This is a genomic window from Streptomyces glaucescens, assembly GCF_002154375.1.
Taxonomy (GTDB): domain Bacteria; phylum Actinomycetota; class Actinomycetes; order Streptomycetales; family Streptomycetaceae; genus Streptomyces; species Streptomyces glaucescens.
In genome coordinates, this window is the sequence record NZ_MUND01000212.1 from 1 (window position 1) to 10,772 (window position 10,772).

The following is a 10,772-nucleotide window of genomic DNA, read 5'->3' on the forward strand; positions in this document are numbered from 1 at the left end:
GGACTTTGCGGACACGGCCTACGGCTTGCGCCCCACCGCCCCATACCCGGGGATGACCCCGTCGTCCTCGCCGGGCACCGGTTCGCCCAGCTCCGGGCGCCACTTGTTGACGACGGCGACGCCGGGGTCGACCAGGTGGAGGCCGTCGAAGAACCGGGTGAACTCCGCTCGGGAGCGCAGGGCCAGGGTGACGCCCGCGGCCTTGAGCTTGGCGGTCGCCGCGGCCGACTCCTCCGGGGAGAAGTCGGCGGTGGCGTGGGTGACCATCAGGTGGCTACCGGAGGGCAGTTCGGCCATCAGCCGCCGCACCAAGTCGTGCGCGCCGTCCTCGTCGGGGACGAAGTGCAGCAGCGCGACCAGGCAGAGGGCCACCGGCCGGCCGAAGTCCAGGACTTTCCTGGCTCCTTCGAGGATGGCGGCCGGATCGCGCACATCCGCCTGGAGGTATTCGGTGGCGCCCTCGGGTGTGCCGCGCAGCAGGGCCGCCGCGTGGGCGAGCACGATCGGGTCGTTGTCGCAGTAGACGACGCGGGTGTCCGGCGCGATGCCCTGGGCGATCTGATGCATATTCGGCTCGGTCGGGATGCCGGTGCCGATGTCCAGGAACTGCCGTACGCCGTGCTCGACCAGCCAGCGGGTGGCGCGGTGCATGAACGCGCGATTGACCCGCGCCATCACCGGCACGCGCGGGTCGAGGGCCAGCATCTGCCGGCCCATCTCCTCGTCGACGGGGTAGTTGTCCTTGCCGCCGAGATACCAGTCGTACATCCGCGCGGGATGCGGTTTGGCGGTGTCGATCCGGATGGCGCCGGCGGGGTCCTGCCCGGTCATACGGCACTCCGTAAGCGTCTGGGGGCGCACAGGGCACACCGCGTGATCAATGCGGTACCGGAAGAAGGAAGTCGATCAGAACAGTCAGGCAGCGAGGGAGAAACAAACAGGCCAGTTCACGACAGCAGGAAGTCCGCCACCCCTGCCTTGGCGCCTTCGATGAACGCCGTCATCTCGTCGCTGGTGTAGATCAGCGCCGGCCCGTCCGGATCGGTGGACTGCCGGACGGCGATCCGGCCGTCGGCGAGCTTCATCGCCTCCAGGCAGTTGCCCCCGTTGCCGCCGCTCCACGGCTTGTGCCAGCCCTCGCTGCCCAGCTCCCGCGCGGGCATGCCGTTGTAGATCCGCTCCGCGCGGACCCTCGGCTGGGGCTGGGACGTGATGCGATCCATTCAGAGCTCCTTGCGGAGATCCCGCAGGATCTCCTTCGTGCGTTGTGCCGTGGCGGCCTGCGCCGCCATGCGGTCCATGACCTCCAGGTGGGTCGCCACCTCGGCGCGCGCGTCGAGGTAGACGGCGCCGGTCAGGTACTCGCTGTAGACCATGTCCGGCAGTTCGGGCATGGCGAATCGGAACAGCACGAAGGGCCCGTAGGTGCCGGGATGCGGCCCCGTGGAGAACGGGACGACCTGCAGCGTCACATGGGGCAGCTCCGCGGCGTCGAGCAGCTTGTCGATCTGCGCGCGCATCACCTCCGGGCCGCCGACCGGGCGGCGCAGCGCCGTCTCGTCCATCACCATCCAGAGCCGGGGGGCGTCCGGACGGGTGAGCAGTTCCTGGCGTTGCATGCGCAGGGCGACGTGCCGCTCGATGTCCTCGGGGCGGGTCTGGCCGACGGCTCCCGAGGTGAGGACCCCGCGCGCGTAGTCCTCGGTCTGGAGCAGACCGGGGACGAAGTGCGGTTCGTAGCTGCGGATGAGGCTGGCGGCACCCTCCAGGCTGACGTACATGGAGAACCAGCCGGGCAGGATGTCGTGGAAGCGCTGCCACCAGCCCGGCCGGTTGGCGTCCTCGGCCAACCAGACGAACGCCTCGGCCTCGCCGTCGGGGACACCGTAGGCCTTCAGGAGCAACTGGACGTACGGGATCTTGAGCGCGACCTCGGCGGTCTCCATGCGGCGGACCGTGGCGGGGGCGACATGGAGGACACGGGCGGCCTCCTCGCGCTTGAGACCCGCGCGTTCCCGCAGGTCCTGCAGGCGCCGGCCGAGGACGACCTGGCCGACCGTCGGCGCGGACCGCGGCTCGCTCACGCTCCACCCACCTCCAGTAAGGAATTCCGGACAGCCCGGCGGCGCCAATCGAAGACCTATTCGAAGGTCCGAACCGGCCAGAGCTGGCCGATCGACACCGGCTGAAAACCGGGCGATACCAGCCAGAATCTGGCGGTACTGACCTTCGGCGATCCCAAGTGGCGCCGCTCGACGTGCTGTTGCGAGCAGTGTGCCATGGCCGTTCAGAGAGTCACACCGCACTCTGCAATTTTCAGAGTGACACTTGCCAAGTGTTCACGCCGGGGAGATAGTGGCAAGCGTGATTCCGTCCGCGCCCTTAGGAACAGACGCCACCGCAGGCCGCCCCCTCGGTCTCGGTGCCGATGGGGGTTCCCCCGCTCGGCCCTGGTCGGGCGCAGGGGCGGCAGCCGTCCCCTCCGGGGGCGCCGCCGAGCGCCGGTTCCGTTTCGAGCTGGCCGCGCACCCGGGCTCTCCCGCGCAGGCCAGACGCCTGACCCGGGCCCGGCTGACCGGCTGGTCGGTCTGCGAGGACACCTGCGACTCGGCCGCCCTGGTGGTGTCCGAGCTGGTCACCAACGCCATCGTGCACACCGCGAGCGACGTCGTCGTCTGCGAGCTGCACGACGGCGACGACCTGGTGCGCATAGCCGTGCGCGACCAGGGATGCGCGCCCGGCGAGCCCTGTCCGTCCCCGCAACGGCCGGACGAGGAGCACGGGAGGGGATTGCTTCTCGTCGACGCCCTGAGTCACGCCTGGGGTGCCCAGGAACAGGGGCCCGGCGGCCTGCTGGTCTGGGCCGAGCTGCCCCGCCAGGCGGCGGCCCCCCGCCAGGACCGGGCGCCGCGCGCGGACCTGGGCTGGGGCGCCCGCCCCAAACCGGGCCGCTCGGACGGCGGCGCGGGCGAGGAGGACGAGGCGGAAGCCCAGGACCTGATGGCGGACCACGAGCACGGCCGTACCCCGGCCCCGCCGCAGGGCCGTACGCCCGCCGCACCGCACGGTCACGTCCCAGCCCCCGCGCATCCCCGCACCCCCGTCGCGCCGCACGGCCGCGGCACACCGGAGCACTCCTCCACCCGGCCCGAGTCGCACCACCGAACGGGGGCCCCGGGAGTCCCCCCGTTCGGGCGAGGCCGCGGCTGGGGGAGCGTGTGACGCCCGCGTCCGGCAGCGCCCAGGTGCGCACCCTGGAGACGCTGATCCGCCTGCGACGCGGGCTGCACACGCCCGGCACACCCTCCACGCCCGGCCGGCTGACCGTCCCCGAGGGGATGAGCGCCCCACTGGGCTGCGACGCGGTCGCGATGCCCGCCTGTTTCGGCCCGGAGGTGCTGCCCCGGCTGCCTCGCGTGGGATGCGTGTACGCCGACGACGCGCACTGGTGGTGGCTCGTCCCGTCCGACTCCGACTACGCGCTGGAGTGGCCCGCCCCCGCGCGGTACGCGATCGGCGCGGTCGTCCCCGACGCCCCGCGCCTCATCCACCGGCCGGACGGCGAGCTTCCGTACACCCCGCCGATACCGCTGTACCTGACCTTGTGCCGGCTCACCGGGACGGCACCGAGCTGGTCACAGGTGGTCAGCGCGTAGTGCCGCCCCCGCGCGGACGGCACGGGCGCACGCCCGCGTGCCCTCGCCGTTCCGCGTTGCGCCCTGCCCCGCGACGGTCCGCGCCGCGATAGTGGCCCTTCGTGGGGACCGGGGAGGCGGACGGTGGGCAAGAAGGGTGACGCGACGCGGACGGAGCAGCCGTCCGACTCCGAGCGGCTGCTGTTCGGCGGTCCCCTGCGCTACGACATGGGCTGGAACCAGCACGCCGACGCGTTCCTGGAGCTGACCTTCCGGGCGATGGTCCGGCGGCTGCCCGCCCTGCTCTCCGCCAGCCTGCGCCTGGCCCGCCAGGCCGACCGCCGCGCCGCGCGGATCGTGCTGGCCGCCGAGACCGGCCGGGGCGTGGCCCAGGCGGTGAGCCTGCTCGCGGTGAACAGCGCGCTCGGCGGTCTGATGGGCGGCGGCCCGATCGAGGACCGTCTGCGCGGCGCCGTCCCGGCCCTGGTCGTCATGGCCGCCGTGCTGCTGGTGGGCGCACTGCTGCGGGCCGCGTCGACGTACGCCACCGGACGGCTGGAGCCCAAGGTCGAACGGGTGGCGACCGAGCTGTACCTGGAGCGGGCCGCGGCCGTGGAGCTGGCCGCCATCGAGGACCACGCCTTCCACAAGCTGCTGGACACCGCCCAGTACGGCGCCGCCTCCGCCCGGCGGATGATCATGTACGGCACGCGCGTGGTGAACGCGATGATCTCCCTGATCGCGGCGGCCGGTGTGCTGACCGTGCTGCATCCCCTGCTGCTGCCGCTCCTCGTCACCATGACGCTGCCCAGCGCCTGGAGCGCGCTGACCAACGCCCGGCGGCGCTACGAGTCCTTCCACACCTGGGTGCAGCACGCGCGCGCGGGGCACCTGATCAGCGGCCTGCTCACCGAACCGGCCGCCGCCCCGGAGATCCGGCTGCACGGCGTCGGCCCCTTCCTGCTGCGCCACTTCCGCGCGATGTCGGAGTCGGCGGAGGCCGAGCAGGCCCGGCTGGCCCGGCTGGCGGCCCGCACCGGCCTGATCGCGGCGGCCTGGACGGGTCTGGCGGCGGTGGCCACCTACGCGACGCTCGGCGGTCTGCTGCTGGCCGGGGCGATGTCCCTGGCCGTGGCCGGCACGGCCGTGATCGCCGTACGCACCGGCTCCGCGAGCCTGGACTCGCTGGTCCTGGAGGTGAACCAGCTGCACGAGGAGGCGCTGTTCGTGGGCGATCTGGAGCGGCTGTACGCCGAGGCGGCCGAGCGGGCGATCCCGGCCGGCGGCACGGCCCTGCCGGAGGACGCGCGCGAGATCCGCTTCGAGAACGTCACGTTCGGCTATCCGGGCGAGTCCACGCGGCCCGCCCTCGACGACCTCACGCTCACCCTGCCGCTCGGCCGGATCATCGCCCTGGTCGGCGAGAACGGCTCCGGCAAGACGACCCTGGTCAAGCTGCTCGCCGGGCTGTACACCCCGGACCGGGGCCGCATCCTGTGGGACGGCGTGGACGCGGCGACCGCGGACCGGCGACTGCTGGCCGAGCGGATCGCGATGGTGGCACAGGACTTCAAACGGTGGCCGTTCACCGCGCGGGTGAACGTCGCCGTGGGCCGCCCGTCCGTCCCGGTGGCCGAGGAGCGGCTGGCGGCGGCGGTCGAGGAGGCCGGCGCCGAGGAGGTGATCGCGGATCTGCCGCGGGGTCTGGACACCTTGCTGGCCCGTCACTTCAGCGGCGGACACGAGCTGTCCGGCGGGCAGTGGCAGCGGCTGGGCATCGCCCGTGCGGCCTACCGGCGCGGCAGCATCCTGATCGTGGACGAGCCGACGGCGGCCCTCGACGCCCGTGCCGAGCTGGAGGTCTTCGAGAAGATCCGGGCCCTGGCAGGGACCGGTCAGACGGTCGTGCTCATCACCCACCGGCTGGCGTCCGTCCGCCACGCGGACCTGGTGCACGTCCTGGAGCAGGGCCGGCTCGTGGAGTCGGGCACCCCGGAGGAACTGCTGGCCAAGGGCGGCCTCTACGCGGAGCTGTACGGGCTCCAGGCGGAGCAGTTCACCGCGCGGGTGCCCGCCCCGAAGGCGGGCTGACCCCGCTCGTCACGCGGTCACGCGGTCACGCGGCGGCGTCGGCGGTGGCCGTCTCGCGGACGATCACCAGGAACGTGTCCGTGGCGAGGTCCATGACGACCTCGGCCGGCAGGCCCTCCGCCCGCCGTGCGTCCGCGAACTCCTCGGCCGGCCACGAACCGCGCGGACCGCCGGCGGGAAAGCGCTCGATCACCATTCGCCCGTTCACCGTGCACCTCCAGAGAGCGTCGTCCGTGTACGAGTTAACGCCTGCCGGAGGTCAAACGCCTCGTTCAGTGACGTGACTGAGACGTAGTTGACACCCGTTCACCACTGATGGTGAGCCGTATCCCAGGAAACCGCAGCCACGGCTACCCCTGGTGTCACTCGTCGTACTCATCGTGAAAACGGATGCGCTCACTCCCCGCGGACGCCCCACAGGCCGACGCGCGTCCCGTGGGTTCCTCCCACGCTTCCTGCCGTCCGAGGGCGGTCAGGTCCAGCAGGCTCGTGGTCGAGCCGAGGCCGTCCAGGCCCCGCCCGTAGGTGGAGTAGGTGTGGAAGACGCGGTCGCGGTCGCGCAGGAAGCAGCTGAGGCCCGGCCGGTCCACCGGCTCCCCTTCGTGCTCCCGGGTGACCTGGAAGTCCCGGTCGAAGTCCTCGCCGTTCGCGGAGTACCAGGGCAGCGTCCAGCCCATCCGCGCCTTGAAGGGCAGGATCTTCGTGTACGGCGCGCGGGAGACGGCCGCGAACGTCGTCCCACGCGCGTGGAGGTGCGCCAGATGGCCGATCTGGTCGAGGAACGCCGCGCAGCCGCGGCGGCCGGCGTCCGCTTCGGGGGCGAACACGAAGTGATACACCACCAGCTGATGCCGTCCCTCGAACAGGTCGTGCAGAGTGGCCTTGCCGTCCCCGCCCTCGAAGACGTACTCCTTGCCGACCTCCACCATCGGCAGACGACGCCGCTGTGCGTTGAGCGCGTCCCGCGCGCGCGTGAGCGCCTTCTCCTCGGCGAGCAGTTCCTCACGCGCCCTGCGCCACTCTTCGCGCGAGACGATCTCCGGAAGCACCATGACCCCTCCTGTGCAACGGTCCGTTCCGAGGGGTGACCGGTGTCCGGCGCGTAACTCATCGCACGGACACGACGAATTTCCGGCCGGTTTTCCGAACCGCCTTTTCGGCCAGATGCCGTACCGTCCCACCGGCGTCCGGGTCAGGTGCCCTGCCGCCGTCCGGGTCAGGTGTCGTACCGCTGCACGCGCCGCCCGTGGCCGCGGTCGAGGAGGGCGGGCAGCCGCTCCCCCAGCTCGCGGACGACCGACGGTACGTCCAGCGTCAGCAGCTCGCGGTCGCGCATCAGGACGCGGCCGTCGACGATCGTGGTGCGGACGTCGGAGGAGCGTGCGCTGTGCACCAGGGTCGCGGCGAGGTCGTGCACGGGCTGGGTGTGCGGTCCGGTGAGGTCGACCAGGACGATGTCCGCGCGGTGCCCCGGCGCGAGGGAGCCCACGACGCCGTCGAGGCCGACCGCGCGGGCGCTCTGCAGGGTGGCGTGGTGCAGGGCCTGACGCGCGGTCAGCCAGCGGGGGTCGCCCTCGGCCGCCTTCTGGACGAGGGCGGTGAGCGCCATCGACTCCCAGACGTCGAGGGAGTTGTTGGAGGCGGCTCCGTCGGTGGCGAGCCCCACGGGCACGCCGATCGCCCGCAGGGCCCGTACCGGTGTGGTGGTGGGCCAGGCGAACTTCAGGTACCCGCGCGGTGCGCTGGCGACCGCGACCCGCCCGTCGGCCCGCTCCAGGACGGGCAGGTCGCGCTCGGTGATACCGGTGCCGTGCGCGATGAGCACATCGGTGCCGAGGAGACCGGTGCGCTCCAGGACCTCGATCGGGGTGGCGCCGTACCGGGCGAGGCTGGCCTCGGTCTGGTCGCGGTTCTCGGCGGCGTGCAGATGCACGGGCAGGCCGTGCTCGCGGGCCAGGTCCGCGGTCGCCGCGAGGTCGGCGTCGTCGACCGTGTACGGGGCGTGCGGGGCGAGGGTGGTGGTGATCCGGCCGCCGGCGCCGCCCCGGTGCCGTAGCGCGAACTCCAAAGAACGCTCCCGTCCCTCGGGGCCCTGGGACGAGAAGAACGCCTCGCCCAGGTGGGCCCGGATGCCGCACTCCTCGACGACGGCGGCGACCGCGTCCATGGCGAAGTAGTGGTCCGCGAAGCAGGTGACACCGCCCCGGATCATCTCCGCGCACGCCAGCCGCGCGCCCAGTTCGACGTCCCGCGCGGTGAGGTTCGACTCGACGGGCCAGACGACGTCGTTGAACCACTCCTCGGTGGGCAGATCCTCGGCGACCCCGCGCAGCATGACCATCGGGGCGTGCGTGTGGCAGTTGACCAGGCCGGGCAGGGCGGCCTGCCCGCGCGCGTCGATGCGCTCGGCGGCGGGCAGCCCGGTGACGTCCGCCGCGGTGGTGACGGCGGCGACGACCCCGTCGCGCACGACGATCGCGGCGTCGTCCCGGAAGGCGATCCGCTCGTGGTCGGCCCGCCCTTCGACATGCACGAGGGCGGTGCATCCCGTGATGATGAGGTCGGCGGGATAAGTCGTCATCACGCCAACGTACGGCGGGGTGGTACCGCGTCGTGGGCCGAACCGCGCATCCGGCCCGGCCGGTCGCGGGACCTGCCGGGCCCCCGGCCCGGCCTCACCACGGCCCGCCACCAGGCTCTGCGAAAGGGGCCCGGCATGCTGGTAGGCACCTGGAATCTGGAGAATCTCTACCGGCCCGGCGGGCTGTTCGGCCCGCGGGACCAGAGCGCGTACGAGACCAAGCTCGCCGCCCTCGCCGCCGTGATCACCGAGCTGGATCCGGACCTGCTGGGGCTCCAGGAGATCGGCGAGCCAGTGGCGCTGGCCGACCTGGCCGGCCTGCTGGACGGCGAGTGGCACACCGCGGTCTCCGCGTATCCCGACCCCCGGGGCATCCGGGTGGGTTTCCTCAGTCGTACGCCGCTGCGCCCGCTGGCCGACACGACGGCGTTCCCGGACCGGCTGCGCCCGGTGCAGACGGACGACACGGGACAGACCGCGCAGGCGGCCGGGCGCGGTCTGCTGGCCGTGGAGACGGAGGGCATGAGCGCCGCGGTCGCGCATCTGAAGTCGAAGCTGCTGACCTACCCGGTCAACCGCTTCCATCCGCACGACGAGGGAGAACGCGCCCGCTACGGCGCCTACGCGCTGCACCGCCGGACCGCCGAGGCGACGGCGCTGCGCGCACTGGCCGACGCGCTGCTCGCGGGCGACGGCCGGGACAGGGACGTGGTGGTGCTGGGCGACCTCAACGACGAGGTGCAGGCGGCGACCACCCAGATCCTGCTCGGGCCGCCCGGGTCGGAGGCCGGCACGGGCGGATTCGACCGGCCCGACCGGGGGGACGCGGCCCGGCTGTGGAACGTGGCCCCGTTCATCCCAGCCGAGCAGCGCTGTTCGCGGGTCCACGCCGGGCGCCGTGAACTGATCGACCATGTGCTGCTCAGCCACCGCCTGGTCCACCGGGTGACGGCCGCGGGCACCGGGCTGCCCGGCCAGGCGGCCCCCCGGCTGCCCTCGGTCGACGTGGACCCGGCGGGACGCCGGGACGCACCGGGCTCGGACCACGCACCGGTGTGGGTACGGATCGGATAGCCGCACGGACGGCGGTCGGGACCCGCTCCCCGGGGCGGCCGGCCTGGCCGCCGGGGCCCGGGCCGGTCGTCCGGATCACCCCGGCGTCCCGGGGCCTGGCACGCACTCCCCGAGCTCTGCGAGCAGGGAGGGACGCCCAGCCGCGTCGTCGTCGGTCGCCGGCTCCCTCCTGCGCCGTGCCGCCGCACGCACCAGGCGCCGCTCGGGTGGGTCGGGAGGCGCCCGACCTCAGCCGGTCCGACCGAACGAAGGGCCCTGGCCGACCAGGGGCAGGCCGACGGCCCGCAGCCTGCCGCGCTCCTCGGCGAGGGCGGGCAGCAGGCCGAGTACGTCGGCCTGCTCGACCTCGGCGAGGAGGCGGTCCAGCCGGCGGGCGTGCCCGGGAGTGAGCCGCCCGGTGTCGTCGAGGTGCACGGCACAGGCGGTCACGGTGTCGACGAGCCGTTCCAGCGCGGCCGCCAGCCGGTCCGTGCCCTCGGTGTGCCGGGCGAGGGCGGGCAGTTCGGCGGCGGCCACGGCGATCGCCGTACGGGCCTCGGCGAGGGTGCGGTAGGCCTCGCGGCGCAGTACCCAGCGCGTGGGCCGGTCGCCGGATCCGCCGGTCACCTGGGCGAGATAGGCGTGCGCCGCCTTGCCCGCCGCCGCGAGCCGGGCCCGTACCCCGCCGCCCGGCTCCCCCGGCAGCGGCAGATGCCCGACGACCAGCACGATCGCGCAGGCCAGCAGGGTCTCGCCGATCCGGCTCGCGGAGGCCTGCGGCTCCCCGCCGATCATCACCAGAGCGAGCACGAGCACCGTGACGACAGCGGTCTGCGCGGCGAAGTGCCGGGTGGCGACCGGGATCAGCGCCCCGCTGACCGCGACGACGGCCACGAGTCCCGCGGGCCGCGGCACCGCGGCGGCGACCCCGGCGAACAGCAGCGCGCCGAGGACGGTCCCCGCCGCGCGGCACAGCACCCGCGAGGCGAGCGGTCCGAGGTCTGGCTTGACGAGGAAGACGGCGGTGGCGGGCAGCCAGTACCAGTGGGCGTGGTGCAGCGCCTGGGCGACGGCGGCGGCGGTCCCGAAGGAGAGGGCGACGCGTACCCCGTACTCCCGCCCGGCGGGCCCGCACGCGGTGCGCAGCAGCTGCCGCGCCGTCCGCCCGCGGGTGTGCAGCGCCTCGCCCTCGCCCCGGTCGAAGGCCTCGGCGGCGCGCAGCAGCGCGTCGTCCAGGGCCCGCAGGGCGGGCGCGGAGCGCGCGGGCGCCGGCAGCGGCCCGGTGTGCGTGCTGCCGCGCACGGCGGCGGCGAGCCGCCGGGGCGCCTCGGCGGCCCGCGCGGAGACCGGTTCCCCGGCCCAGGCGAGCGCGGTGGCGGCCTCCGCCAGGGGCAGCGCGGCGGCGTACTGCG

Annotated in this window: 10 protein-coding genes and 1 pseudogene; 4 read left to right on the plus strand and 7 right to left on the minus strand. The window is 73.7% G+C overall.

What is annotated here, in order from left to right; translation table 11 throughout:
- Positions 1 to 18: 18 nt before the first annotated feature.
- From CCN42_RS15890 to CCN42_RS15900, 3 genes are all read right to left on the minus strand, one after another.
- Positions 19 to 831, minus strand: coding sequence for an SAM-dependent methyltransferase (locus CCN42_RS15890; protein WP_086736363.1), 813 nt, complete (start codon positions 829 to 831; stop codon positions 19 to 21).
- A gap of 116 nt (positions 832 to 947) precedes the next feature.
- Entirely contained in the window at positions 948 to 1,223 is a 276-nt protein-coding gene (locus CCN42_RS15895) for a DUF397 domain-containing protein (protein WP_086736365.1), read from the minus strand.
- Entirely contained in the window at positions 1,224 to 2,084 is an 861-nt protein-coding gene (locus CCN42_RS15900) for a helix-turn-helix domain-containing protein (RefSeq protein ID WP_086736367.1), read from the minus strand.
- 244 nt (positions 2,085 to 2,328) lie between these two features.
- On the opposite strand from CCN42_RS15900, the pseudogene CCN42_RS15905 reads away from it, so the two are divergent.
- The 3 genes and pseudogenes from CCN42_RS15905 to CCN42_RS15915 all read left to right on the plus strand — a co-directional run.
- Positions 2,329 to 3,030 (plus strand): annotated as a pseudogene (locus CCN42_RS15905) (ATP-binding protein); the annotation flags it as partial.
- 188 nt (positions 3,031 to 3,218) lie between these two features.
- The gene (locus tag CCN42_RS15910) at positions 3,219 to 3,656 is read left to right on the plus strand and encodes a hypothetical protein (protein ID WP_086172403.1); all 438 of its coding nucleotides are present in this window, start codon (positions 3,219 to 3,221) and stop codon (positions 3,654 to 3,656) included.
- A gap of 123 nt (positions 3,657 to 3,779) precedes the next feature.
- Positions 3,780 to 5,726 (plus strand): ABC transporter ATP-binding protein, encoded by a 1,947-nt coding sequence (locus CCN42_RS15915; protein WP_086736369.1) that lies wholly within the window; start codon positions 3,780 to 3,782, stop codon positions 5,724 to 5,726.
- Between the two features lie 25 nt (positions 5,727 to 5,751).
- On the opposite strand, the gene CCN42_RS15920 is transcribed toward CCN42_RS15915, so the two are convergent.
- The 3 genes from CCN42_RS15920 to CCN42_RS15930 form a co-directional block, all read right to left on the minus strand.
- Entirely contained in the window at positions 5,752 to 5,934 is a 183-nt protein-coding gene (locus tag CCN42_RS15920) for a hypothetical protein (RefSeq protein ID WP_086172401.1), read from the minus strand.
- Between the two features lie 154 nt (positions 5,935 to 6,088).
- Positions 6,089 to 6,778 (minus strand): DUF899 domain-containing protein, encoded by a 690-nt coding sequence (locus tag CCN42_RS15925; protein WP_086736371.1) that lies wholly within the window; start codon positions 6,776 to 6,778, stop codon positions 6,089 to 6,091.
- A 164-nt stretch (positions 6,779 to 6,942) separates the two neighbouring features.
- On the minus strand, positions 6,943 to 8,307 hold the full coding sequence (locus CCN42_RS15930; RefSeq protein WP_086736373.1) for an amidohydrolase: 1,365 nt from the start codon (positions 8,305 to 8,307) through the stop codon (positions 6,943 to 6,945).
- A 135-nt stretch (positions 8,308 to 8,442) separates the two neighbouring features.
- On the opposite strand from CCN42_RS15930, the gene CCN42_RS15935 reads away from it, so the two are divergent.
- The gene (locus tag CCN42_RS15935) at positions 8,443 to 9,381 is read left to right on the plus strand and encodes an endonuclease/exonuclease/phosphatase family protein (protein ID WP_086736375.1); all 939 of its coding nucleotides are present in this window, start codon (positions 8,443 to 8,445) and stop codon (positions 9,379 to 9,381) included.
- A gap of 228 nt (positions 9,382 to 9,609) precedes the next feature.
- Here CCN42_RS15935 and CCN42_RS15940 read toward each other — a convergent pair.
- Positions 9,610 to 10,772, minus strand: a 1,163-nt coding sequence (locus CCN42_RS15940) for an FUSC family protein (protein ID WP_143661921.1), incomplete at its 5' end; no start/stop codon positions are given.